The following is a 25,771-nucleotide window of genomic DNA, read 5'->3' on the forward strand; positions in this document are numbered from 1 at the left end:
CAGCGTGCAAACGGAACTATTGTACAAAAGGTTGGCTCAAAAGCTGGTGGATGCGGAGTTGAATGGGGAGGAGGTCGTGAAACTGACGGCTGAATACCCCGAGCTGACTGTGGAAGATGGATATCGTATTCAAAATGAGCTGGTCTCCCTCAAGCTTGAGCAGGGACATCGAATCTTTGCCGCTAAAATGGGTTTGACCAGTCAGGCAAAAATGAAGCAGATGAATGTGCACGAACCGATACGGGGCTACATTTTTGATTATATGAATATCGAGGACGGCATTCTGCCGATCAATGAATTGATTCATCCCAAGGTGGAAGCGGAAATCGCCTTTGTTTTGCGTGAGGATTTGGAAGGACCCGGCATCACTGAGGCTCATGTCCTGGCATCCACTGACTATGTGGTTCCCGCACTGGAGATTATCGACAGCAGATATGCGCAGTTCCAGTTTACCTTGCCGGATGTCATTGCCGACAATGCTTCGTCTTCCCGTGTGTTTATCGGATCGACATGGAGAAAGCCTGATGAACTTGAACTCGATTTGGTAGGTGTTACTCTTTCGATCAATGGCGAGCTCAAAGACTTGGGGGCTGGTGCGGCAGTTCTCGGTCATCCAGCCCGCTCGGTCGCGATGCTGGCGAACATGCTTGCTCGCGAAGGGCGCAAGCTGCACAAGGGAGATTTGATTTTGTCCGGGGGCATTACCGGTTCCCACCAGCTACGGGAAGGGGATGTCGTAAGCGCCAAATGGGGTGACCTCGGAAGCATTGAGTTTGTGGTGAAAACGAAATAGGCAGGGAGGGGCATCTGAGCCGACTTCGATACTGGAAGCCTTTCAACAAAAACCAGAATATCCGATTGCCAATTGCCCGTCGTTATCGCGATGTTGCGGTCATGCCCATTTATGGCGGTACGACAGAAATAATGGAAAATATTATCGCGAAAAACCTCGGCTTGTAAAGCTCTTATAAGGCTAGCATTATAGGTCCATCCAAAACGGGTGCTCTAATCGAGTACCCGTTTTATTTTCAGGATAGGAGGCACATTGTATCAAAAAAACCCCTTTAAGGTATAAAGAGAAAGGTTTCAGCAAGAAAAATGTATGGGAGAATGATAGTCTCATGAGAAAACAACTGCTTGTAAATCCAGGCCTAAAGCCGATTAAACCAGGAACCGAAGTTACCGTTCAAGCGGATCCTATGAAATAAGAAAAATACATTTCTGCTAGAGCTTCTTTGTACAGATGGTTAAAACGATTCCGTTTGAACCGCCGACAAAACTTAATCTTGCAAAAGCGACATATCCTTCAGTAACCACCAGTCAGACAAAACAGCCGGTTTTCACCATGAAAAAAGGTGAAACCGGCACTAGTACAATAACCAAAAACACTATCTTACATCGTTCTCCGTAGCAATTGGATAGGACCCACTATTTTTAGACGCTTGGGTGAGCGTTTGAAAACTGTTAAGGATACTCGTCAACTGCTGTAAGTCATCGCTCAGCTCATCGGGCGAGTTTACATGCTTTTTGATATTGGAAGATAGGCCCTCCATTTGGTCAGCAAGTCTGTGAATCAAACCAACATCGAATTGAGTCATCTCAATCCCTCCTTCATCAGTAATGTTGTAAATTCCTTATGTATTTATACCGGGTAACAATGAAAAAGCGCTCACTCTGAGCGCCTGATGATGAGGTAAGCGGTAGTTTGATTCGACTCTTGTCGATTAGTTTTCTGGGTTTTTGCCTACACCAGGGATCTCCTTTTTCATCTTAACGTCTTTATTTTCGGGTTCACTCTTCACTTTCCTTGCGCTTTTGGCAAACCCCTCTGCTTCCAGTCTTTCAACCAGAAGATCTTTGTCAAGCATCTTATCACCCTACTTTACATAGTGTAGAGGAATTTCCCCCCGTCCTATAGGATGTTCAGGGATGCCTTCATTCATGAAACGAATCGAGAAGACAGGTACAACCATTCCAAACTTACATTTCCCAAACAAGTAAAAATGAATTCGGTTATATGTAGATAACGCTCCCGTTTTTTGCCAGGAAATAATTCAGCCAGATCTGGAGTGTTCACTATTATGGTAAGAATAGCGGAGTCCCAGGTATGACAAAATAAACTTAACGTGTCTAGCGTGAGAAATTTTCCTCAGAAGAAAACTGGATAAAGGAGAAGAGCATGGATAAAGGAACACAAAGCGAACATTCGCAAATCAATCTCTTTACTACGAAACAAAATATGGACACACCCTTCATTACCGAACAAACAGAGGATACTGAAGCCATTAATAGTGGCAATCTTGAGGTTGATAGCGATGTGAATGAAGATCCTAAACGCGAAAGCTTGCTCGATGACTCTTTACAATCATTTCTTGATTACTAACAGTTCAGTGAGAAAGAAAAGTAGAAATGAACCCGTTTCTTCGACAGGAGCGGGATTTTTTAATTGATTAGCACGAGCTCTTTGCAGATGATGCTGGTATGGCTCATTCCGTTCTTCGTTGGATTCCATGTATCTTCCTAAAACAAATATTCCTGGAAATCTCTATATCTGGTACTTTTCACATTCCCGACCATAGAGAGCCGAAGTACATGAATTCCCTTTCCGATTTGACACCGGCTCGTTCTTCTTGACAATTACTACGAAAACGTATTAAATTTGGTTTGGAATATTACGAATTCATACTAAAAGGAGCTGCCGGTGCTGTCCGGTGAAGATCAAGATCGAGGAGTGACCCATTCTTTTTACATATTTACTACGAATTCGTACTAAAGGAGGAGTAGACATGAGAATCATCATCTACACGGGTAAAGGTGGCGTCGCCAAGACGAGTTGGTAAATCCTTGCAGAAGAGGAGCGGCATAATTCATGAAAAAGACAATCATTTTAACTGTCGTCCCAAACACAGGGGAATTAACCCCGGCCAAACCTTTTGCCATAATTTCTAGGGAGGTGTATGGACATGAATTGGCATGATGTAGCCTTAGTAGTGGCTGGAATTATCGGAAGCGGTGTGGCGCTGGTTCATGGTATTCTGACCCAACGGCTCATGGTCAGACCGTTGGCGAATTCGGAGTCTTTATTACCCGACGCAGGAATCAGATGGATCATGCCGCGGCTCTTGCAGTTTAGCACGTTCAACTGGTTTATCGGCGGTCTCGCCTTGATAGCTTCCATCTGGTTCGGTCGGGACGTAAGGATCGTGATTGGCCTGCTCGTTGGCAGCTCTTACCTGTATGGCGCTTTTATCGCACTTTGGGCAACGCGCGGTCGTCATCCGGCCTGGATGCTCTACGCGGTTGCACTCGGCTTAATCGCCTTCGGTGTCAACGGATCCGGAGATTGAACCGACTTTCATCAGGTCCCTAAGGTCGCCGACCAACGCGATATTTGTCACAAAACCATCCCTCCCATTCGTCTTATTTATAAATAAAGGAGGGGAGAATGGGCATGAGAAAATATGATGTAGCGGTAATCGGTGGAGGGCTTTCCGGATTAACAGGTTCGATTTATTTAGCAAAAGCCGGGTTATCCGTAGTTCTGTTAGAAAAATCAAATCAGTTGGGCGGTCGTTCCGTTACGGTTAAAAAGAATGGTGCTATGCTAAGTTTGGGTCTTCATGCACTCTATAAAGGGGGGGCTGCTGAGGAGGTATTAAACGAACTGGGAATCCCGATCAAAGGAGCGAGCGTGCCTGCAAAAGGTGGCATGGTGTGGAATAACAAGCTTTACCAACTACCTGGAAATCCTTTCGCGATTGTTACATCCAAATTGTTATCTGCTTCCGCCAAGTTGGAAATCGTTCAATTTGTGACACGACTAGCTAAAATCGATACAAAGACTTTACCACCGATTAGTTTTCGGGAATGGGCGGAAAAGGAAATAAGAGATCCGATGATACGACACCTCATTTACGCCGTCTGTAGAACCAATACGTTTGTGCCTTATCCTGACCTTCTCTTGGCTGCTCCTGGAGTCAGAAGGCTGCAACTTGTATTTAAAGGCAATCAAGTAATCTATGTAGATAGAGGTTGGGGTCAACTGGTTGAAAGTCTTCGGCAGGAGGCCATCCGAGCAGGTGTTACAATTCTCTACGGAAAAAATGCATCTGAGATTGAGCATGACGGTAGAGTAAGGCAAATCCGTTTCAATGATGGCGAAACGTTGGAAATCTCATTTGTTCTTGTCGCGGCTGGGCCGGGCGAAACCTTCAAGCTCGTTAAAAATGCGGAGCAAACATCGCTCAAGGAGTGGCGGGATCGGGCGAAACCAATCTATGCTGCTTGCCTGGATGTCGCGCTGCGCAAACTGCCCTACTCAGATGATCCCAAGCGCCATTTCACCTTTTTCTTGGACCAACCGATTTTTATAAGTACCCCATCTGTCATTTCCGAAGCAAGTGAGGATGGCTCCGCGATTATTCATGTGTGCAAGGATATCGGCTTTGGCTCTGATAATCCCAAAAACGATGAAAGTCATTTGGAGCGGGCTTTAGACTTCATCCAACCGGGCTGGCAAAAGGAACTTGTTGCAAGGCAGTTTTTGCCAAAAATTACGGTTACCCATGATTTTGATTCCATTGATCGAATCGGCAAACGCTATGGTCCTTCTGTCCCGGAAGTGGATGGATTGTACGTCTCCGGAGATTGGACGGGTCAAGGAGAAGTGTTAGTTGATGCAGTTTTTGCCAGTGCAAAGCGAGCTTCCGGGGAAGTCCTTCGTGAATACAACAGGGCGAGGAGGCATGCATAGGGTGGAAGTGGAAGATCTGTATAAAAGTTTGAGACCTTCGCTCATTTCTCTTGCCTATCGTATGATGGGAAGTATGATGGATGCCGAAGATATCGTTCAAGAAACGTTTCTTTCGATAGAAAAGGTTCCATCCGATCTGGTTAAGGATGCAAAGTCATATTTATTCAGGAGTGTAAGCAACCGATGCATAGATCGGTTACGGGCGCAAAGCAAACACCGTGAGGCATACGTAGGACCTTGGCTTCCGCAACCGATTATGAGTGATGGCAACGGACAAATCGACCCATTGGAAGGATATATACGGAAAGAAACCATTTCGATGGCATACTTGTTCTTGATCCATCAGCTTTCATGGACCGAGCGGGTTGTATTCCTGTTGCGCGAAGTACTTCAATACGAATATGAGGAAATAGCGAAGATCGTGGACAAAAGCAGCACGAACTGCAGGCAAATTTTCCGTCGTGCCAAAAGGAGCTTGGGCGACATTCCTCCATTTAACGTCGGCATGGAGCCGGATACAACTCATCTGATTGAACAGTTCGCACAAGCCCTATTGAGTGGGGATATGAAAATACTGCTCGAAGTCCTAACTTCGGACACGATTCTCTATATGGATGGGGGAGGCAAAGTGAAAGCCCCCTTGCGACCGCTGTTTGGCCATGATCGAATCGCCCGTTTCTTTATCGGTATTTTCCCGGAGTTCCCTGTCGATTTCTCTTTTAAGCTTCGCGAAATTAATACACAGCCCGGATTGGTGTTTTATGCAGGCGAGCAACTCTTTGCTACGATTTCTTTTGATATTCAAGACAATCATATTGTGAACATGTATGCTGTTTTAAATCCCGATAAGCTAAAAAATCTCACACGTTTTGTCAGCAATTAATTGGTGCACCATTGAAGAAGGAAGATATTGAGAAAGCCAAAGAAAAAATGAAAAAAACCTCCTCTAACTGAAGGTGGTCTTACCCCTGTCAAGTAGACACAATTAAAAAAGCCTAAGCAGCCAGTGTGTTTCGGTATTCAACCGGGGCACACTGGTTTAATTTTTTCTGGAACCGTTCATGGTTATAAAACCAAATGTATTTTTCAATGGCTTGAAAGAGATCTTCTTCTGTCTTACACTCAGTAAAGTACAATGTCTCAGTTTTGAGATGCGAGAAAAAGGATTCGATGCAGGCGTTATCAAGGCAGTTTCCTTTGCGAGAGTGGCTGCCACTTATGCCAAGTTCCTTTATTCGCTTATTGTACTGTCGAGACGTGTATTGGAAGCCCTGATCTGAATGTAGGGTTGCTTTCAGCACGTCTCTTTCTTCGTTTAGCTGCCCCACAGTGTCTAACACAAGTTGTAAATCATTTCGCTTGGAAACTTTCCAGGCAACAACTTCGTTGTTAAAAAGGTCCTGAATGACCGAAAGGTAATAGTAACGGTTATGAAGTGCAACATACGTAATATCTGTTACAAATACCTCATTGGGCTTGTCCGCTCTAAACTTACGGTTAAGTAAGTTGGGATATACAATCGAAGGTGCTTTACCAAAATAGCGGCGCTTCCTCCTGATGATGGATTGAAGGTTTAATTCTTTCATCAGGCGGTATATTCGCTTATGATTCGCATTCAATCCCTTCTTCTTTAATGCTATCTGCATTCGTGGATAACCATAGTATGGATGCTCCAAATGAATCGCCATCATATGCTTTTTCAGAATCTGATCTAACTCATTTCTTGCTGACGGCTTTCCTTTGGTGCTAAGCCATTTGTAAAAACCCGACCGTGACACTTGCGCAATTTCTACCAACCACGTTAGTGGATATTTTTTACGCAGCTCGTTTATGATCGTAAAGCGAGTTATTTTCCATACCTTCCCCCCAGATGCAGATTGGGATTGCGCTTTTTTAGGTATTCTACCTGCGCCTTTAGATAGTCCCTTTCTTCTTCCACAGTAGCAAACTTGGTTCTTGGACGACCAACAAATGGGGTGTCACTAGAACCATTCTTTCCTCTTTGATCCACAAAACCTTCGCCTTTATTCTTCTTTCGAACCCATTGTAGAACTTGTGTTTTACTAGGTATCCCTAATTCCTTAGCTATTGCTTTATAACCCATCTCTCCCTGTTGATACATGTTTACTGCTCTCAGCTTAAACTCCTCGGAATAACGCTTGAATATTTGACCTTTTTTAGCCATGAGAAAATCCCCTCCAAGTAGAGTGTACCACCCACCGTTAGGTGGGCGGGCTTTTTACACTGTCTACTCAAAGGGGATAATATCAAGGCGCGGGGCCAGCTCCCGCCCCAATTCCTAATAACTAAAGAGGATGTCGTGGTACGACGTCATAGGTCCCGTCGCTTAAAATGTCAAGCCTTCATGGAGTAGAATAGGATTTAATCTATCTGTAAATAAAAACCATTTCAGCATGCAAATGAGGGAGTGAAGATTCGAACAATGAAACGAAAGAGTGCATAATACTTGAATAAGTAGAAATCGTCAAGGACTTGCGTAGCAAGGAACGAGCATTGGTTCAGGAAATAAAATGCTACCTAAATGGTCAACTTTTATTAGCAAAAGAGGAATCCACCAAAAGTGGATTCTTTCGTTTTTATAAATCAGTACATGAAAATACATTTCATGAACTGAAATGTAAACGAATCATTCACTAGAAAAGGAACATGCACCTAGAGGCGCTATTTTTGAATAATTACCTTATAAAGTATGCTAAGTAGATTGGTGTGCCTCGACATTTGGTGGTCTATGTAAATTTAAGACATTGCATGAGATTTATACGCAATAAACGACTAAAATCAGACTCGATTAGTATGTTTGTATCGCCAGACAATTATTAATGCGCCCGTGTCATAAACATTAATTAAACTGTGACACAAAATAGATATACCAAGATCTTAATTTAGTGTACTTGTTTGCGTCACGATTTCTGCTCTTTTTATCAGTTTACATAATATATATTCTGGAATGGGAAAAACAGAGTTATTGAATCGGTCCGATAATTATTGGTGCGTCCGGGGGAGTTATGGGTTGCGTCCTTAGGAATTACTATAGCAAGGGATCTTTTTAGAATAAGGAGCCTGTTTGTAAATATCCTGCAATACACCATTTTTCACTCCATAATCCCCTTAGAATGTTTTTTCGTAGCCACTTTCACCATTATTTTTCCCACGCTCGTTACTGGCGATGAACCAAGCGTGCCTTGCCTTGAACTCAAACAAAGCAACCGGCTCAGTTTGATAATCTTAATACCGGATTATTGCTAAGTCTCTTCTTTGCCATTCACGCTGGATAAAGTAATGCTCATTGTCTGCAAGGGCTTTAGCAAAGAGGAGGTTAAACTTATCTCGGATGTTCATTTCAGTTCGGGAGTTGCTGTAAAGGGTAGCTAATTCGTTTTGGAACCATGTTTGGTTTAAACTGCTTAGTAAACTTTCTAAATGTTCAGGTGTGAACAACATAATTAAGCAACTCTCCTTATACAAAAACTCTTGATTATCTATTCCACTTGACCGCTCTTACAATCTTCCTCTAAGGCAGTTACGTTTTGTTTCTCCCTGAAGAATTACTATCCTATATTTGATATCAGAATAACTAGATAATAACACGGAGTACTCTTTGCACAACTTCTCCAGTTCCTGCGGATTATCATGATACGTTTTATTTGAAATGGGGATATTCAATGGCGAGTATTAATGAACTTATTGATGCGATAATTCAGGTACTGCGAGAGGAAAAGGCATACGACATACCGACAGTTTGCACACGGTTTGGAAAGCGGAGATGAGTCTGAGGCGTTTCACAGTAGAAGGGTTTACGTTCAAAAAAGACTTAAAGGCAAGGATCAATTGTTCCTCCTGGACTTAGCCAAACGGATAATAAACGACTATGGCTTAAAAGCGAACTCATTGTCAAAGGTAGTCCTTCAACTTAATCCAACTGGACTTTATAAAATCAGTGAGATAACAAGGCGAAATATCATGGATGAACTCCATGCTAAAAATAATATCCCAGGTAAGTACGATTTAGTCGACTTCTTGAATAGGGTATGGAATTTGGACAGCATGCCTTCATCTGATTCCCGCTTTATGACAGCATCAGGTGATATATGGCAACATATGATCAACAACTCTGACTGGGATGAAGTCTATTTATACGAGAAGTATTTGGAACTAATGATTGCGCTCGATGAAGTGTTTATTAAATTCTTAGAACAGGTCGTACATCCATTGGTGAGACAACAGGAAGAGCAGGATGAGTACATTGATTTCATTAATAAGCATTTAGAAAATGACGGATTTAAGTTCAATTTAGCGGACAATATTTCAGGTTTTCCAGTCTACCGTATCGATGAAGTGCTTGACGGGGTAATAGGCAATGTAAAGAATCTGATATTCCTTTTTTTAGAAAGAGTCATTTTTGTTGTCGGTTATAAGAGTAGTATTCTGTAGCTTTGCCGTTCGAGGACGATTTAACAGCTTCCGCAAAAAATAACCTTAGGAAACCTCGGTATTTAGTTGACTTAGTCAACTAAATTTATTATTCTATAATTAATTCTAGAATATCAGGAGGATTACATTTGGAAACGTTTCAATATGTTGATAAAATTCGTAAATTCAATAGGTTTTATGCAAATGTTCTAGGTAAAATTGATCAAGAGATATATAATCAAGCTTTTTCATTAACAGAGGCACGAGTTTTAACAGAAATCCAACAAAGAAATGGTTGTACGGCAACTGAAGTTAGAGAAAAACTTGGGATCGACCGAGGCTATATGAGCCGAATTGTCCAACGGTTAGAGGATGAAAAAATAATTAACAAAAAAAAGTCAACAGAGGATAAACGCCAATATTCTCTCTTTTTAACAAAAGATGGAGAGGACATTTACAAGGACTTGGTTGAAAATGCATGTCGCGGAGTAAATAACATGATTAAACATTTATCAAAAGATGATTTGTTTAAACTAGTCTTAGCCATGGAAACAATCGAATCCATTTACACCGAATGTTCTTCAGATTCACAAGTCTCCATTCGGCCATTTCAACCAGGTGATGCAGGATACATCGCACACCTTCATGGAAGGTCATATCATCAGACATATCAGTTTGGCAGAATATTTGAATATTACGTTATGAAAGGTTTAGCGGAATTTATGATTGATGCCGACGGAGGGGAGCTATGGGTTGCTGAAGTAAATGGTGAAATCATCGGTTCGATTGGCATTACTAAATTTTCTGATACAGTAGCCCAACTGCGATGGTTTGTTTTAGATGAAAAATATCAAGGGATGGGCATTGGAAAAAAACTGATAGAGACTGCCATCAACTTCTGTAAAGACCAGAGTTATCAACATATTTTCTTATGGACTGTAAATATACTTGTTGCAGCTCGTCATCTATACCAAAAATACAACTTTACATTATCAGCTGAGAAACCAAATGAAGAATGGACTGGAACCATGTTAATAGAAGAACGATGGGACTTAGATCTGTCCGAAGAAACGCAAATATTATAAATAGGAAGAGCATTATCAGAACAAGGAATATTGACAAGATCATTTAAAGCTGCTGTCCGAGTCCAAGGCAAAAGAAGTGATAGACAGAGGTTTAGTTGATGTCACTGTACTGGGTTAAGCCATTCGTATTACACTTGATGAACTACTAGTTAAAAAATCGGAAACGAGGTTTTGCTTCCACTTCTGGTTACCAAATCAACGTTGCATTGAATACGACGATCACAGAGGAACTAAATTGACTCATTTGCCTTTATATAAGGAGATTGAGGAAATGAAACGGAGGAAGACAGATGAAAGCTATTCAAATGTCAAATTTCGGTGGACCTGAGGTCTTGAAATGCACTGAAGTAGACGAACCTATCCCAGCTACTAACGAAGTACGTGTTAGACTGTTTGCTGCGGGTGTCAACCCAAATGAAACCTATATCCGTACAGGTACGTATTCTTTTTATGTGCCGGAATTGCCGTTCACACCCGGTTTTGATGGAGCGGGAGTTATAGATTCAATAGGCGAGGGCGTAAAGCATTTCAAAATAGGAGACCGCGTGTTTGTAGCTGCATTGCTTGCAAAGAGAAATACCGGCACTTATGCACAAAAGATGGTTTGTGATGCGAATGCTGTCCATAGATTGCCTGATTCCATCTCATATATGAAAGGTGCGTCTCTCGGCATTCCAGCGTTAACTGCTTATCGAGCATTGTTTCAGAGGGCAAAGATCAAGCCAGGTGAGAACGTTTTGGTGCACGGCGCAAGTGGTGGTGTAGGCTTGTTGACCGTTCAAATGGCCAAAGGTTTCGGAGCTACGGTAATTGGAACGGCAAGTACAGAAGAGGGAAAGGCTCTGGTAAAAGCTTCAGGAGCCACACATGTACTCGATCACATAACAGAGGATTCCATTCAAACAATACTGTCTTTGACAAATGGAAAAGGGCCTGATGCTATCATTGAGTTTTTAGCAAATGTGAATTTAGAAACTGATCTGAAGGTAATCGCACCCTATGGCCGTATCGTTGTGGTTGGTAGCCGAGGCAGCCTGGAATTCAATCCGAGATTGGCCATGATGAAAGAAGCAGATATACTAGGGTTGGCTCTTTGGAATGCGCCACCTGATGAATATCAGGAGAGTTTACATGCTGTTGGGTCTTTCCTTGAATCCGGTATTATAGATCCGGAAATCGGAGATGTATTCGCCTTAGAGGATATCGGAAAAGCACATGAGCAAATAGTAAATAAGAAAGCACATGGTAAGATACTCCTATCTATTGATTAAATAGTAGGTTAGAGTAACTTTTTATCATAATGCCTTGCCTCTTGTCCATACCCGGTTTGGGATGGCTGTGCTGCACTTTCTTCTGCGATTCTGGGAGACATCTATGCTATGAGGTGGTTGGGAATATCTCATTCATCAAAATCGGCGGAGCAATTGGTTCTTTTCTAGGTGGATGAAGATAAGAGCATTTTGGCACCTTTCCATTCAACAAAGCGAAGAAATAGCAGCGTTCATTTAAGAATGTACACAAAAACCAAAGAAGGGAATACCGTCTTCCATGGATTCTCTTTTTTGGTTATTCATGAGTTCTTAAGTGTTCCGCCCATTAGCGTAATAGGCCTAAGAGTCTTAAACTTTATTCTTCAGTCTAAAACTTTACTATCTCTATACACGTGCTACTGAATCATCCTGGCAAGATGCCTTTTGCAATCGTTCGGGTAGCAATCGGTCTTGCGGACACTATATTCCTGAGATTATAAAGTGTTATTGGTTAACTTTTGGTTGGTAAAAATTGATTGACTCAATTTCCCCACTTTCATATGATGAGCTAATACCCTAAAAGGGTCGCAATAAAGTCGAAATGTTAAACAAACGAGGAGGGAAAGAAATGAAAGTCACAGTTGTAGAATACGATCCAAATTGGAAAACCGAGTATCTAAAAGAAGAACAAGAAATTAAGGAAATTCTTCATGATGATCTGGTGAACAGCTTCCATATCGGGAGTACCTCCGTTCCGAATTTAAAAGCAAAGCCGATCATTGACATTTTACTCGTTGTCAACGATATCGGTAAATTGGATACTTACTCTGACCAATTTGAAAACCTTGGCTATGAAGTGATGGGTGAGTTCGGAATTAATGGGAGGAGGTACTTCCGTAAAGGTGGAGATGATCGCACTCATCAAATTCATGCTTTCCAGTACGATTATGTTCAAGAAATCGAAAGGCATTTATCTTTCAGAGATTATCTTTGTGAAAACCCGGAAATATGCAAAGAATATGGAGCATTAAAAAGCAAATTAGCTGAAGAATATCCAAACGACATTGAAAGCTACGGTGACGGTAAAGACGATTTTGTTACAAGAATTGAAAAGGAAGCGCTCAAATGGCATTGGACAATTCGTTGAAATTACAAGATACTGAAAATTACTTTATTTTATCTTTCATTTTTCACACAAATCATCGAACCCCATACTTCATTATCGAGTAAAGTTTTATATGGGATAACACTAGCTTCTATTGATTTTTGTGGCTTTTTGTTGTATCGCTTTTGATGACCCACGATACGATTCGGCATAAGTATTCACACCGTTATCGAGCTGACATCTGTACTCGGGTTTGTATCCCTGATCAAAAGCGATTTGCAGATGGAGCATACCACTAAGGACGGCAGTGTCAGTACGCCGAGATCCGCAATTTGTGCATCCTCCTCTCAGGGATACATACTGGCGGCGCTGACCAGGCGATTTTGCCCAAAAGATCCGAAGTCCGCCCAGTGATACAGTTCCACATAAGCGTCATCCAAGTCTTGTTCCGAGGCGGAGGACTCGAACTCGGAGTAAACCGCCTCGTTTGCCCGGTTAACTAACGCAAGTCACCTTCGAGGTTTTCTTGCAGTAATACGTTCTTATCGGCTTCTGAATAATAAAAAAGGTAATCTGCGCCATGCAGAGTGACTCCCGCTTCATATAATTTCCGGCGAAAGGTCGGCAGAGACGAGTCTTGTTGTTGAGAAAGACCTACCTTATCGGCCAGTGAACAGGTCTCATTCTGTCGGAGGATTCCAGCACCCTGACCTGACTGACTTCCCTCAGGTCAGGGTTGATAGCAACAGTAAAGACTTCATCGCTATATAGGACACTTTGGTGCAAGCCCAGTCACTTCAACCTCTTCACCATATAACTCCATTTCTTCTCATTGAATAAAATATGTGATAGAAAACTTTTTTCTCGCAACTGAGTATGGAACGATAATCGCTTGTAAAGTTGCTCTGCCCGTGGGTTTTTTCCAGCGACGTACAAGCTTAACGTATCTAGACTTGGCTCCGTTTGCACAAAATTTTGTGCCCACCCCAATAGCAAGTTTCCAATTCCCTTACCTTGATGATCTGGATGGACAACAACGTCTGCTATATAGCATTCTCCCTTCTGTGGCTTATGCTCTAAGAAATATAATCCGAGAACCATTATAAAGAGGTTCCACTTCCCGAACATGCGAAAGTTCGTCCACGAATGCAGCTTCCGCTGTTCCTTCAGGTAAGAACCGTTTTGCCATTTGATAGACATCGTTCCTACGACTATTCCCTCTTGTATGGCTACCATTCTTTGAGTTGCCGGTTCATTAGGGAACTGGTCAAAAAGCTTTTTGAAAAAGAGTGCAAGTTCCTCATTATTCATATTTGTGAGGGTTTGAAATTTCCCACGAAACCCATGGACGAGTAATTGGCTGACCTGTTCATTGTACTTTGCGTGCATTGGTTCAATCGTTAGCGGGGCTTCCGTCATGTTTGATTCATCCTTTCAGAATTTTGGGTCTATTCTATCGAAGTTTGTAGCTCATAGTGCAGCTGCCTTTGACTTAATAGGGATAAATAGGATCTTTCAATAAGGATCAAGAGTCCCTGAATAACATGAGACTGTGCTGCGGCATAGGCATAAAGCTGTTCAATGACTTGTTCAAGCTCATCATCTTATGAACTAACCGCTGGGTAGAAAGATACGATATTTGACGCTTGGCAATGAAAAATCGCCAGGCACTTACCACTCCGTGTACAAGGTAATGGTACTAGAACCATCCACTATAAAATGGATGTCCGATTCGGACAAATCGGGACACAGCCAGCAGTTTGGCGGTTAGCTTCATTTTTTTATGAATTTCTGAAGCTCTTGAAAGCGAAGCAACTCTTTATTTATTTCTCTCAGAGAATGATTGAGTAGCTGCGCGTATTGATCAGCAGAATAGGAAGTCATGCATTCTTTAATCGACTGGACAGGCACTCCCAATTTGCGAAGCAACAGAATATGTGCTAGCTGGTACACTTGATCCATGCTGTACATCTTGTACTGATTGTTATCTCCGTAAGCAGGTAGAAGAACTCCTTTCTCTTCAAAATAACGAATCTGATGAACAGACACGTTCAAAAGCTTAGCTAATTCGCTAATGGTGATTTCACTCTTCATAAATGTTACTCCTTAGGGATGTGATGGAATATCTCAACGATACACCTTTGGTCAGAACTAAGGTCAAGAGGTACATTCAAAGAAAGGCTCTTTTACAAGATGCCGATCTGTCCTTGACCTTGACACATTGTTAAGGTTTAGAATGAGTTTTACATTCGGAGGAGGAGTGAAACTTAGTGGGAAGTAGAGAAAACTTTGCCTTTTTAATGCCGGCAGAATGGGAAAAACACGAGGGAACGTGGCTCCAATGGCCCCATGATGGAACGAATAGAGGAGAAAGATACAGAGCGAAACTCGATGATATTTGGGTAACGATGGCAAAGGAGCTTCACTATGGAGAAAATGTGCATATTGTTGTCTGTAATGAAAAAGAAAGAAAGCATGTACAAAGGAAGTTGAATGAAGCAGAGGTGAATATGGATAAAATTGATTTTTTGATTCAAGAAACCGATGACGTTTGGGTAAGAGATCATGGTCCGATTTTTGTGAAAGATGATAAAGGTAATCTTTTCCTAACCCATTGGAATTTCAATGGTTGGGGAAATAAATATCCTTTTGAAAACGACGCGAAGGTTCCCATCAAAATAAGCGAGAACCATAGCATCCCACTCGTTAAGACCAGTGTTTGTCTGGAAGGCGGGGGAATCGAAGTAAATGGAAAAGGTACTTTGTTGGCAGCAAAATCCTCCATCATGAATGAGAATCGAAACCCTACACTTCGTCAAGAAGAAATCGAAAATGAGTTAACTAAGTATTTAGGAGTCACGAACTTTATCTGGATAACCGGTCTTCGTGGAGTGGATAATCATGATGAAGTAACAGATTTCCATATCGATGGGGCAGCACGCTTCGTTAATGAAAATACGATCCTCTATGAGTCTGATCCTTTTGGCGAAAGTGAAGCGCATCTTTTGGAGGCTTACGAAAAGCATTATCAGGAGTTACGCCAAGCTAGAAATACGGATGGAAAGCCATTTCAACTCATTCCAGTGCCCGTTACAAGAAGAGTAGTGAAAGAAGCTGGCTGTAAAGGTTCGTATTTAAATTTTTATATTGGAAACGAAGTTGTATTGGTTCCGGTATATGGTGATGAACATGACAGGTTAGGACTTCAAATCATGGAAGGCCAATTCCCAGGTAGAAGAATTGTCGGAGTAAATGTAAGGAAATTGTATGCGTACGGTGGCATGATTCACTGCGTAACGCAACAGCATCCAAAATAAAGAAACACTTCCACTAAGTGTATCCGTCCAATCCGGACTTTACAGGGGTGAATCGGAATGCCTTCGATACCACGCGCTATTGATACACCACCGATTTTGAAGATATTACGGACACAATAAACTACGCAATAGAAGACTAAAATAACCAAATCAGCGAATGATGTTTTGCACCAGGCTGCTTTTTTGTTTTATGAAAGACATAACCAAAGTGATTGCACTTGGCAATATTTTAATGTCTGGGGACCAGTGAGTATGGGTAAGGCGCGTTTTAATTCAGAAGAATATTATTATGGGGAAGAACCAAACCTATTTATTCAACAACAAGCTTTTCCGATTAGAACCATGTCGAAAAGTTATCGCGTTTGCAGAGGGTGAGGGACGCATATTTACATTGACTTTCCCCCATTCGCCTACGCCGTGGCCATGAGTGCATCGTTTGCGATTGCCACCGAAATTAGAGCGGTTTGCTTTTATTGCGAGTTTCGATGATATCGTAACGGATTGGAGCAATTGGTTTAGAATCAGTAGATAAAACTGCTGGTAACGACAGCTACAATTCACTCTCCATCTTGGTAGGGAGGCACGTAGAAATGGGAGGAGTTCAGCATGAGCGAACGATTCGAAAAACAGGTAGATTCTAGGCTAAGTCTGTGGAGAACGATTGGAATCTCCTTCCTATGTTTGTTGCTTATTTTCTCAACGATTTGGTTTGAACAGCCTTTTACTTTCAAAGATGAGAATGCATCTACTGATCAATTTTCCGCCGCACGAGCGTTAAAACATATCGAAGCTATGGCTACGCAACCTCATCCGGTTGGCTCAGCAGCAAATGCAGAAGTTCGAACGTACGTACTGAAGCAGTTGGAATTGCTAGGGTTGTTATCTAGAGTCGATACTTATCATTGGTCTGGTTACGATATTGAAGGAGAGGTTCAATCTTTTGACGTTCACAATATAGTAGCAATACGTCAAGGCACGAAACCAGGCAAAGCACTGATGTTGACCGCTCATTATGACTCTGTCCCGGATGGTCCGGGAGCTAACGATGACGTATCTGGAGTAGCAACACTGCTGGAGACAGCTCGAATTCTACAAGCAGACCCTCCCTCGGAACGGGATATATGGTTCGTCTTTACCGATGGGGAAGAGGCAGGAATGGTTGGAGCTAAGGAATTCTGGAAAGAAAGCAAACATCGCGATGCAATTGGTCTCGTAGCCAACTTTGAGGCGCGAGGATCCAGCGGGCCATCCATTATGTTCCAAACAAGCCCAGACAACGGCGTGCTCATTTCCGAGCTTGCCTCTATTGCGAGGTACCCGGTAAGTAATTCAATGCTTGGCAATATGTATCAGAAGATGCCGAATTATACGGATTTAAATGTATCAATCGAGGCAGGGATACCTGGACTTGACTTTGCTTATATAGGCGGGTGGGACAAATATCATGCCGTCGATGATTCGCCCGAAAATGTATCTCTTGCTTCGCTACAGCATCATGGAGAGAATGCTATTGCGGTCGCGCAAAGATTCGGTAACATGAGTCTAGATAACCTGAATGAATCCGATCGCGTGTACTTCAACTGGTTTGGTCTACTGGTGCATTATCCGAACTCATGGGTTATACCCATTACCATACTTATCGGCATAATGTTGGTGCTCTCTCTAGCAAAACTTCTCAAGAAGAGAGCAATCACTATGAAAGGAATGGCGTTTAGCCTTCTGGCTATTGTTGGGGGGGTTATGTCATCTGCTGTCATATCTTACCTCTTGTATCTAGGTATTACACAAATAGGATGTCTTATTACAGGAGCTAGAATTGACCAAGAAAAGTTACCCGCTCAACTCAATCTCATTTTTATTGTCGTTGTGTTACTTGTGCATCTGCTCGTTTCGCGTTGGATGAATCGCTTTGTGAGCGTACTAGAAATGATGCTGAGCGGAATGACGATCTATTTCCTACTTTTGGTAGCAATGGCGGGGCTGATGCCAGGAGCCAGCTATTTATTTATGCTGCCGCTTATCGTTCATTGCGTAGTCATCGGCTGGACTCTATATAAGAGCAGTCCAGAAAAGACATTACAGCGTCCTTGGGTGATTTTCATTTTAGCTATCGCACCATTAACGTTGACAACGAGTCTACATCATCTCTTATATACAGGCTTGCCGCTAGATGCAAATGCACTTGTCACGGTGTTCTGTATCGTTACCTTCTCCTTGGTGCAGCCGCTTTTCGCCAATTTGAGTTCTATTCGGGTAAGCCAGCCAGTTCATGCCGAGCTCTAATCGACTACGAGCATTATTCTTCAGAAAACGGGTTTTATTCTTAAAATGGAGGAGGCATTGAACCGTACAAATGAAATTACTATTTCCGCAATAGCAAGGTTTTAGCGAGAAAAAAATTATGAGAAGGTTCATTAATCATTTGGGATCGTTGGTTATCAAATGAAAAGGTAACACTGGTAGGCGTGAGTGAAGACGGCAAATTGGAAATGGAAAATGATATTCTCGGATACAGCGAAATCCTTCGGCAATTAATAGAAGCAGTTCGGGTGATCGACGAGACGAAGCCAATAGCAAATCTTTACAATTTGTGGAGATTGTGGCATTGAAGTAGCGCCGGCTTCTGATTTGAACAAAATTTACAATGGTGACTTAGCCGTGATTTGGCTCGCATGGAATGCCATTGCGAGCTTTATTAGGCGAGGGGGATGATGAGATCCGCAAACAATGCTTTTCAACCCTTACAGTACCTCAAGTCATCCTTGCAGGTGTCCGAGATTTGGACGAGCCAGAGGAAAGCTATATTCTTCAGTCAGATATGAGCGTATTGACCGTGAATCAATTTAGAGGACGTGCAGAGAAACTTCCAGGTTGTTGGTTATAGCGTTACTGAATTTGCCCCCAATGGCGATGATGAGATCGAAATACTACAGAAGTTAAATAATTGAAGCATGAAGCGCGTCCCATTCCTTTTCTTTTAGACCTCCAATAAAATCTTTCTTGACATTAGGTTTGACCTAAAGTTTAGACTTCTATTAAACAGTCGAAGCAACATGTCAAAAGGAATACATATCCTGCGGAGGTGGATGCTATGGAGGGAAATCTGGCACAAGGAGATTCAAAACGCATTTTTCATCTGGATTTTGCCAGAGGATTGGCTGTGTTTTTTATGATTATGCAACATACTATGATCATGCATGAAAGAACATCAGGCGCAGGCGACACCCTGTTGGGCAATCTGTTTGTTTTATTAGGTACCGCACCTGCTGCGCCTGTGTTCATATTTATTATGGGGGTTTTCGCAGTACGCTCTAAGAAAAGCGTAGCAGAAAATATGATACGTGGTTGTAAAATATTCGCTTTTGGTTATGTTTTGAATCTACTTCGATTTACCATTCCTTTTTCATTGGCCGGTGATTCGGGGGAAGCAGTGTCACATTTTTTCATGGTAGATATTTTTCAATTAGCAGGATTGTCCCTGATCTTTTTCTCCGCTTTTAAAAAGCTTGCAGAGCATGTAATCATTCTGCCGGCATTTATCCTGGGCATCCTGCTGATCTCACCCTACTTGTGGGGATTGAAAAGCGCTTTGTCTATTTTCGACCCGCTTTGGGGGGCTGGCGCCAATACTCAATTCCCCTTATTTCCATGGGGGGTATACTTTCTTTTAGGCATGTATGTAAGTAAACACCTTCAAACGCAGAAATTGGAGGCGCAGATCAATAAAAAATTTTTGATAGGCAGTCTGATTTTAGGGATAGCCGGTGCTGCATTGTTTCCGCTATTTCCAATAGGTGATTACAACCGAAGTGGATTGGCTATTCATTTGCTGATGATGAGTTTTATTTTTTTATGGATGGTTCTAGCTGATTATTTTGTTACGAAGTTAAATAAATCCGGATTTCAGAAGCTGTTGCAACCAATATATTTCTGGAGCAGTCAAGTCACTGGGATCTATATCATTCAATGGGTAATCTTTGGCTGGAGCGTGCTGCTCTTGGGTTTACAGCAAATGACGGATTATTCAGCTATGATCTTGGGTTTCGTCGTCTTGCTTGTAACGGATGTTTTGTTAAGATTTACGAATCTGAAACGTATATTACCGAAGCTGTAAGCCCTGCTTCAAGCGAAGTGACTACCCAATCACTGCTACATCCGTTCAATCACAGCCCCATGCTTCTCCTATGGCACGAATGTAAGGAGAACGACCATTATGGCGTTCTCCCGAGCGGTTTTTTCACCACTCCATCTCAATTGAGGATGCGTAAATAATGAAACAATACGAAATCCATGATGTACAAGGAATAGATGGAAGGAATGAAGTTACAGAAAGGGGAGGCGCAGCTGCCGAAGGAAACTTTATTGAAGTTGCATCGGATGTGGAGCCGCACTGGCTTATTCTAAAAGGGAAACAGTGGTATCTGCAAACGTATTGCTTAGAGAAGAAGCAGCGCAGAGCGAGTTGCAAATATATATAGAGAAGAGAGTGATTCATGATGAAACAAGACGAATCCATGATTAATAAACAGAGCAAACACATTGAAGAACCCGCCCGTGTCGAAGAACTTCCCTCTTTCACATTAGCCGGCATTAGCACGGTTACGACAAATGCCGCCGAAATAAGCGGCAATGGAAAAATCGGGAAGCTTTTGAACAATTTCATTCACACAGCATTGGCGATCAACTGAGAGAATATCAACAACAACCTGGCCATTATAGTGTTACTTCAATTATGAAGGAGACGACGCAGGACACTATGAATTCATGGTTGGCGTACACGTTCGGGAAGCACTGCAGGATCAATATCCGGAATCAATCAAGACGTTTACGGTTCCCACTGCAAAATACGCGGTTTTCATAACAGAACGGGGACCAATTATAGAGGTTGTGCAGCGAGCTTGGGCTAATATTTGGAGATGGTCGCAACAAGCCGGCAATGAACGGGCGTTTTCAGGTGATTTTGAGTATTATGACCCGCATATCGATCCGAACGATGGACAAGCCGAGATTTATATTGCTTTACGCAAGTAGCCCCTTGCACCATCGATATAATTTAAAGGTAGGGATAATCCGTGTGAGCGAGATTAAAAACACGAAGGTAGCAACTGTATTTGAACATTATCCAATAAATATTCAGGAGAAGCTGTTTTTTCTCCGTCAACTCATTTTGGATACTGCATCGGAAACAGATGGAGTTGATTCCGTGGAAGAGACTTTAAAATGGGGTGAACCTAGTTATGTCACGAAAAAAGGGAGCACAATTCGAATAGGTTGGAAAAAGTCAACTCCCAATCGGTATGCCCTATATTTTAACTGTAATACAAAGCTGGTTGAGACATTCAGGGAAATGTACCGTGATAACTTCAAATTTGAAGGCAACCGAGCGATCGTGTTCGATGAAGACGACGAGATATTCGTAGATGAACTAAAGCAATGCATTTCTGCAACGCTCACTTACCATACCCGAAAACATCTCCCTATGTTAGGTTTATGATCTCATGCTTCGTTTAGAAACTTCATTTTTCTACTAGTGAGAAGTTTTCCGAATCACTCCGGGTGATCGAGTCATGGTAACCACTTTAATGTAAATGAAAAATCTGTTTACGAAGAGAATGGAATTTGATGTACATTCAAAGCGCCGAGGGTTATACAAATAATGACTTAATCGAGTAAATTAAGGAGGGAAAAATGTTTACTTTAGATCATGTAATGATTGAAACGGATGATCCAGAGAAATTGGCTAAAGAGTTCTCAGAAGCCTTTGAACTTCCATATGCATGGTCATTTTCTGAAGGAAAGGAATATTCAAGTGTAGGAATTAATTTTGGACAAATTAACCTAGAGTTTGTTAAGTTCAAACTTCGCTTTGGTAAGATTGCGAATTCTTTTACTGGGTTAAGCGGTATTTCTTTTATTTCATCACATACACGGGAAGAGACGTTCAATCTGTTAAAAGAACACAATATTTCTTATCGTATTGGTGAGGAAAGTAAAGCTCATACTACAGTTACCATAAATGAAGAGCAACTTTTTCCAACGATATTTTTGGTTGAATATCACTTTAACACAGCTGGATGGAGAACCAGGCTGGAACAAGAGTTCAAAAATTCTCATGGTGGCAAATACAAGATTAAGAATCTAAACAAGATTATCCTACCTGGAAAATCAAACAAAAAGGTAGAAGAGTTATTTCCAATGATTCGCTATGAGGAAGGCATTACTAAAAGTAAAATCATTTTTCATTCTGAATTAGGTAATTCAAATCAAAAGCTGGTAACACTGAATGATAGTTCGTTGAATTTTGAAATATGTATAGTAGACCCAGCCCTGTCTCTACGTTAGGGAAAACTAAATTTAAGCCACTCCCTAACTAAACGCTCCTTATCCTTAAGGAGGGTCTTTTTCTAATATAAGAATGAAATGATCAGGTTAACAAAAATTTTAATGCAAAACACTTGACCTTAGGTGTGACCAAAAGTATATCGTTGAAATATTCCAAGCTTGTTCTTAGGAGTGAACGTTATGAAGAGTGAAATTACAATTAGTGAATTAGCCAATCTAATGAACGTGTCTGTTCACCAAATTGGATATTTTTGAAGAGAAAGGAGTACTCTTGCGATTTAAGCAGAGAATAGCGGACAGCGTTTGTTTTCTCCAATTCCTGTTAGCAGCACAGTTGGTGGGAAGATACCAATGAATCATCTTGACAATCAGAGTAATTAGACGCAATCATTTAACTAACGTTAGGTAGAAAATGGTGAGCAAATGAGTAAAAGCGAAGCAACACGACAAAAAATTCTTGAAACGACCACATGGTTGATCGGACAGTATGGAATTGAAAAAGCTTCACTTTCTATGATTGCTAATTCTGTAGGCATACAGAAGCCATCCATATATTATTATTACTCTTCGAAAGAACTACTAGTAGACGCTGTATTCGCTTGGATTTTAGAAGGATATAGTTTTGAAAAATACTTTCAGATTAATGAGTATACGAAAAATAATTTTGTAGAGAAGATGATTAGTGACGGCTTGCAATTGTTGATGGAAGAGACTACAGATGAACAAATGCTTGTTGTACAGGTATTAAATGAGTTTCTTTTATATGGAAGCCGAGAATCTTCCCATAATAAAGAATATAGATTAAAAATTAAAGCCATACAGGAAGGGTTTATTGAGGGTTTTATAAGATTACTACAAAAAGGAGAAGAATTTAGTCTTACTGATTCAAAGGGCTTACGTGAAAAAGCATGTGTATTAGCATTAACCCTTGATAACTTATCAAACTATCCGATAATTGGGATTCAACTAGATGTTTCAGCCGTATGGAGAGAAACCATTACAAGTGTATTATCTAAAAAAGGAGACTTTAAATGAGTGATAATCATACAGTGTTAAACTTTTCAAAAACGGATAAGGTTATCTTGTGGCTTGGTTTCCCTCTTAGCGGTTTAGTGTTAGGCTGGTTTCTTCCGAGTATTGCTAAATGGGGCAGTTCTTTGCCGTGGATACCTTTTGAGGGGCCTTTAAAACTAATTGCATCCTATAATGGAGCATGGGTAGGTTTTGTTACAATGATCCTGGGCTTGATTGCGGGCATTGCCTTGACTCTTTTCTCTTTTCATGAAAGCTTAGAAACATCTGTATTCGATGATAAAGTTACATGTAAACTAAGAGATGATGAAATTCTTTTCAAAAAGAAAGATATCTCTCTTGTATTTATGGATAAAAAGCAATTGGTGTTAGTAGGTAATGATGAGAAAGAACTATTTCGTTGTAAACAGGAGCTTAATAAAAGCAGAGTATCTGCTGCATTTATAAAACATAATTATACTTGGATTGATACGGATCCATTTAAACATGATTTTAAAATATGGGTTGTGGATTCTCCAGACTTATCCCCTGCTGCGAATGCACTATTAAAAGCAAGGGAAATAGCCATTGAAAAAGGAAATGATGAAGAAGCTTTTCAGTTAGCTCAAGAACTTTGGAAACTAAAAGTATCCGTAAAAGAAAAGGACAAAAGGCAATATTATCGATAAACATCAGCAGGTATTTCTTTAAAAAGATAGTGTCTGTTAATTATTCTCGTTTTATGAGGTTAGCAGCTTAATCTGCTTAACCTCATTTTCATTTCATATAACGATAACCGAGAAGCGCTGCTATTGAAGTGGGCGGAGATCCTGTTTTCGTCAGCACGAAGGTGGTCATATATCTTCTAAACGTTAGTCACAATGCCCATTGAGTTAACATGTTAGAACCACTAAGTTAAGAGGTGATTTGGTTGTTATATAAAATCGGTGAATTTGCAAAAATCAATAAAATATCACAACGAATGCTTAGATATTACGATGAGAAATCTCTATTAAAGCCAAGAAAAGATGAAGTGAACGGGTATAGATACTATACAGATAACGATATTAATACGGTAAGTAAATTAAAGTTGCTGCGCAAATACCATTTTTCAATAGATGAAATAAAGAATGTATTAGAGATGGATTCCGAAGCAACCAAATTCATATTTCAACGAAAAATAGCTGAATTAAATGAAAGAGCCATTGAATATATGGATGTCATTGAGGAAATGAAAACCTACATCGAACCAAAGAAAACGATACACAGGGTGAATACTTATGATGTGTTTTGGGGAGTAAGGAAACCATTTCATGCTTTTTGCTTAAGGAAGGTTGCGGATGAAGCTGGCTTGGAGTTGTTAATCGACCAACTTCATTATCACGTTAATAGAATGAATCCAGTTCTAGCTGGCAAATATTTTTCTATTTTTCATTCTGTGAAGGAGAGCGATTATAATCAATATGATGTCGAAGTATGTCAACCCATTTTATTAGAAACTGAGACGAATGATTCTAGAATCAAATTATTTAGAGAAACAAACTATCTACATACAATACATATGGGGAATTATGACAGCATTAGTTTTGCTTATAACGCCTTATATGACTGGGCTAATTCTCATGGGCATCGTTTAGGCGGCCCTTTTATTGAAAAGTATTATGTAGATGAGTATATTACAAAAGATAAAGATGAATTTGTCACCGAAGTTAGTATCGAAATTATGGAGTAAGTCTAGTTGGTAGGGAGGCCATACAGGAAGCGCGGACGTGATAGGTAAGCTTGTAGAACGTAAGCAATCACGAACGCTTTGTATGACATGGTCTCTCCTTTTTTTGAAATTTTCACGTGTTAAATTGCGTTAGCTAATAGTTTCATTTTCAATTTCCTCAGTAAATCTCCGAGACTTCAACTCCTATTCATCTATGCAAAATATTCTAGATCTAACCTGTACGGTTCGCTTTTTCTAGTCGTTCAACCTCATGAAAGTTCCATATTCGTTTATTCACAATTCAATCTTGTGGACAAACGAGCTCCTTGCTAGTCTCGGCTAGGACAGCCGCTTGACCGAGACGTGAAGCCAATGTGACGCACGGCTTAACACCGGTGCGCATGCCTTCGCTGAGTCCAACATTGCTGTGAAACAGGGACTTTTTTGTGTCTATCAGGTCACATTAAAAGAATAACTGAATCAGTGGGCGGAGCATTTTGTGCAGATCCGGTTTTAAACATGTCCGAATAATCAAAAAATGCAAATGGACTTGAGCTTCACATTATGTGAAGGTTTATAATGCGATCATGGATGTGTCATTGAATGAAAACCTAAAACCTAATAAACAAGCAAATTTCAGATATCGGTTATGGAGGGGGCATTTACACAAAAGCTTTGATTGAGATAGAGGCATCTCATGTTACTGGTGTAGATTTCTCGGATGCGATGTTAAAACGAGCGGCCAATAACTAGCAATAATATTACA

At 41.1% G+C, this 25,771-nt stretch carries 26 protein-coding genes and 3 pseudogenes; 24 read left to right on the top strand and 5 right to left on the bottom strand.

What is annotated here, in order from left to right:
• The first annotated feature begins 4 nt into the window (after window positions 1-4).
• Together ACKKE8_RS16040 and ACKKE8_RS16045 are read left to right on the top strand one after the other, a co-directional pair.
• Window positions 5-793: a 2-keto-4-pentenoate hydratase gene (locus ACKKE8_RS16040; protein WP_409179010.1), complete on the top strand. Its 789-nt coding sequence runs from the start codon at window positions 5-7 to the stop codon at window positions 791-793.
• A gap of 65 nt (window positions 794-858) precedes the next feature.
• Entirely contained in the window at window positions 859-960 is a 102-nt protein-coding gene (locus tag ACKKE8_RS16045) for an acyl-CoA dehydrogenase family protein (RefSeq protein WP_409179011.1), read from the top strand.
• A 428-nt stretch (window positions 961-1,388) separates the two neighbouring features.
• Here ACKKE8_RS16045 and ACKKE8_RS16050 read toward each other — a convergent pair whose 3' ends face one another.
• Both ACKKE8_RS16050 and ACKKE8_RS16055 read right to left on the bottom strand, forming a co-directional pair.
• Window positions 1,389-1,598: a hypothetical protein gene (locus ACKKE8_RS16050; RefSeq protein WP_409179012.1), complete on the bottom strand. Its 210-nt coding sequence runs from the start codon at window positions 1,596-1,598 to the stop codon at window positions 1,389-1,391.
• A gap of 126 nt (window positions 1,599-1,724) precedes the next feature.
• A complete protein-coding gene (locus ACKKE8_RS16055; protein WP_409179013.1) occupies window positions 1,725-1,868 on the bottom strand; it encodes a hypothetical protein in 144 nt (47 codons plus the stop codon).
• Window positions 1,869-2,179: 311 nt separating this feature from the next.
• Here ACKKE8_RS16055 and ACKKE8_RS16060 point away from each other — a divergent pair, with 311 nt between their 5' ends.
• The 4 genes from ACKKE8_RS16060 (at window position 2,180) to sigJ (ending at window position 5,636) form a co-directional block, all read left to right on the top strand.
• A complete protein-coding gene (locus tag ACKKE8_RS16060; protein WP_409179014.1) occupies window positions 2,180-2,383 on the top strand; it encodes a hypothetical protein in 204 nt (67 codons plus the stop codon).
• 580 nt (window positions 2,384-2,963) lie between these two features.
• On the top strand, window positions 2,964-3,347 hold the full coding sequence (locus tag ACKKE8_RS16065; RefSeq protein WP_409179015.1) for a hypothetical protein: 384 nt from the start codon (window positions 2,964-2,966) through the stop codon (window positions 3,345-3,347).
• 104 nt (window positions 3,348-3,451) lie between these two features.
• On the top strand, window positions 3,452-4,753 hold the full coding sequence (locus ACKKE8_RS16070; RefSeq protein WP_409179016.1) for a phytoene desaturase family protein: 1,302 nt from the start codon (window positions 3,452-3,454) through the stop codon (window positions 4,751-4,753).
• 1 nt (window position 4,754) lies between these two features.
• Window positions 4,755-5,636: an RNA polymerase sigma factor SigJ gene (gene sigJ / locus ACKKE8_RS16075; RefSeq protein ID WP_409179017.1), complete on the top strand. Its 882-nt coding sequence runs from the start codon at window positions 4,755-4,757 to the stop codon at window positions 5,634-5,636.
• A gap of 112 nt (window positions 5,637-5,748) precedes the next feature.
• On the opposite strand, the gene ACKKE8_RS16080 is transcribed toward sigJ, so the two are convergent.
• Window positions 5,749-6,938 (bottom strand): IS3 family transposase gene (locus tag ACKKE8_RS16080; RefSeq protein WP_409174429.1). Its coding sequence is split into 2 segments (ribosomal slippage): window positions 5,749-6,650 and window positions 6,650-6,938, totalling 1,191 coding nucleotides; the frame shifts between segments, so codons are not numbered across the junction.
• 1,796 nt (window positions 6,939-8,734) lie between these two features.
• On the opposite strand from ACKKE8_RS16080, the gene ACKKE8_RS16085 reads away from it, so the two are divergent.
• The 4 genes from ACKKE8_RS16085 (at window position 8,735) to ACKKE8_RS16100 (ending at window position 12,666) form a co-directional block, all read left to right on the top strand.
• The gene (locus tag ACKKE8_RS16085) at window positions 8,735-9,205 is read left to right on the top strand and encodes a hypothetical protein (RefSeq protein ID WP_409179018.1); all 471 of its coding nucleotides are present in this window, start codon (window positions 8,735-8,737) and stop codon (window positions 9,203-9,205) included.
• Between the two features lie 128 nt (window positions 9,206-9,333).
• Entirely contained in the window at window positions 9,334-10,269 is a 936-nt protein-coding gene (locus ACKKE8_RS16090; RefSeq protein ID WP_409179019.1) for a GNAT family N-acetyltransferase, read from the top strand.
• A gap of 290 nt (window positions 10,270-10,559) precedes the next feature.
• A complete protein-coding gene (locus ACKKE8_RS16095) occupies window positions 10,560-11,540 on the top strand; it encodes an NADPH:quinone reductase (RefSeq protein ID WP_409179020.1) in 981 nt (326 codons plus the stop codon).
• Between the two features lie 607 nt (window positions 11,541-12,147).
• Window positions 12,148-12,666 (top strand): GrpB family protein, encoded by a 519-nt coding sequence (locus ACKKE8_RS16100; RefSeq protein ID WP_409179021.1) that lies wholly within the window; start codon window positions 12,148-12,150, stop codon window positions 12,664-12,666.
• Window positions 12,667-13,416: 750 nt separating this feature from the next.
• Here ACKKE8_RS16100 and ACKKE8_RS16105 read toward each other — a convergent pair.
• Window positions 13,417-14,043 carry a GNAT family N-acetyltransferase gene (locus ACKKE8_RS16105; RefSeq protein WP_409179022.1) on the bottom strand — a complete coding sequence of 209 codons (627 nt, stop codon included), beginning with the start codon at window positions 14,041-14,043 and terminating at the stop codon, window positions 13,417-13,419.
• A 354-nt stretch (window positions 14,044-14,397) separates the two neighbouring features.
• A complete protein-coding gene (locus tag ACKKE8_RS16110) occupies window positions 14,398-14,718 on the bottom strand; it encodes a MerR family transcriptional regulator (protein WP_409179023.1) in 321 nt (106 codons plus the stop codon).
• 206 nt (window positions 14,719-14,924) lie between these two features.
• Between ACKKE8_RS16110 and ACKKE8_RS16115 the strand changes: the two genes are divergently transcribed.
• The 14 genes and pseudogenes from ACKKE8_RS16115 to ACKKE8_RS16180 all read left to right on the top strand — a co-directional run bounded on the left by ACKKE8_RS16115 (window position 14,925) and on the right by ACKKE8_RS16180 (window position 25,758).
• Window positions 14,925-15,941 carry an agmatine/peptidylarginine deiminase gene (locus ACKKE8_RS16115; protein ID WP_409179137.1) on the top strand — a complete coding sequence of 339 codons (1,017 nt, stop codon included), beginning with the start codon at window positions 14,925-14,927 and terminating at the stop codon, window positions 15,939-15,941.
• Between the two features lie 252 nt (window positions 15,942-16,193).
• Window positions 16,194-16,323: pseudogene (locus ACKKE8_RS16120) on the top strand (class I SAM-dependent methyltransferase); the annotation flags it as partial.
• Window positions 16,324-16,547: 224 nt separating this feature from the next.
• Window positions 16,548-18,224, top strand: a complete 1,677-nt coding sequence (locus ACKKE8_RS16125; protein WP_409179024.1) for a M20/M25/M40 family metallo-hydrolase — start codon at window positions 16,548-16,550, stop codon at window positions 18,222-18,224.
• A gap of 808 nt (window positions 18,225-19,032) precedes the next feature.
• The gene (locus tag ACKKE8_RS16130; protein WP_409179025.1) at window positions 19,033-20,055 is read left to right on the top strand and encodes a heparan-alpha-glucosaminide N-acetyltransferase domain-containing protein; all 1,023 of its coding nucleotides are present in this window, start codon (window positions 19,033-19,035) and stop codon (window positions 20,053-20,055) included.
• A gap of 157 nt (window positions 20,056-20,212) precedes the next feature.
• The gene (locus ACKKE8_RS16135; RefSeq protein WP_409179026.1) at window positions 20,213-20,419 is read left to right on the top strand and encodes a hypothetical protein; all 207 of its coding nucleotides are present in this window, start codon (window positions 20,213-20,215) and stop codon (window positions 20,417-20,419) included.
• 15 nt (window positions 20,420-20,434) lie between these two features.
• Entirely contained in the window at window positions 20,435-20,629 is a 195-nt protein-coding gene (locus tag ACKKE8_RS16140; RefSeq protein WP_409179027.1) for a hypothetical protein, read from the top strand.
• A 43-nt stretch (window positions 20,630-20,672) separates the two neighbouring features.
• A pseudogene (locus ACKKE8_RS16145) lies at window positions 20,673-20,972 on the top strand (GyrI-like domain-containing protein); the annotation flags it as partial.
• 43 nt (window positions 20,973-21,015) lie between these two features.
• Window positions 21,016-21,435 carry a DUF1801 domain-containing protein gene (locus ACKKE8_RS16150; RefSeq protein ID WP_409179028.1) on the top strand — a complete coding sequence of 140 codons (420 nt, stop codon included), beginning with the start codon at window positions 21,016-21,018 and terminating at the stop codon, window positions 21,433-21,435.
• Window positions 21,436-21,629: 194 nt separating this feature from the next.
• Window positions 21,630-22,283, top strand: coding sequence for a hypothetical protein (locus tag ACKKE8_RS16155; RefSeq protein WP_409179029.1), 654 nt, complete (start codon window positions 21,630-21,632; stop codon window positions 22,281-22,283).
• A 180-nt stretch (window positions 22,284-22,463) separates the two neighbouring features.
• A pseudogene (locus ACKKE8_RS16160) lies at window positions 22,464-22,554 on the top strand (MerR family transcriptional regulator); the annotation flags it as partial.
• A 152-nt stretch (window positions 22,555-22,706) separates the two neighbouring features.
• Window positions 22,707-23,318 (top strand): TetR/AcrR family transcriptional regulator, encoded by a 612-nt coding sequence (locus tag ACKKE8_RS16165; RefSeq protein ID WP_409179030.1) that lies wholly within the window; start codon window positions 22,707-22,709, stop codon window positions 23,316-23,318.
• Window positions 23,315-23,983 (top strand): hypothetical protein, encoded by a 669-nt coding sequence (locus tag ACKKE8_RS16170; RefSeq protein WP_409179031.1) that lies wholly within the window; start codon window positions 23,315-23,317, stop codon window positions 23,981-23,983. Before ACKKE8_RS16165 ends, ACKKE8_RS16170 begins: the two co-directional genes overlap by 4 nt.
• A 242-nt stretch (window positions 23,984-24,225) precedes the next feature.
• Window positions 24,226-25,026 (top strand): MerR family transcriptional regulator, encoded by an 801-nt coding sequence (locus ACKKE8_RS16175; protein ID WP_409179032.1) that lies wholly within the window; start codon window positions 24,226-24,228, stop codon window positions 25,024-25,026.
• Window positions 25,027-25,647: 621 nt separating this feature from the next.
• Window positions 25,648-25,758, top strand: a complete 111-nt coding sequence (locus ACKKE8_RS16180) for a class I SAM-dependent methyltransferase (protein WP_409179138.1) — start codon at window positions 25,648-25,650, stop codon at window positions 25,756-25,758.
• The last annotated feature ends 13 nt before the right edge of the window (window positions 25,759-25,771 follow it).

Source organism: Brevibacillus fortis, from assembly GCF_046196545.1.
Taxonomy (GTDB): Bacteria; Bacillota; Bacilli; order Brevibacillales; family Brevibacillaceae; genus Brevibacillus; species Brevibacillus fortis_A.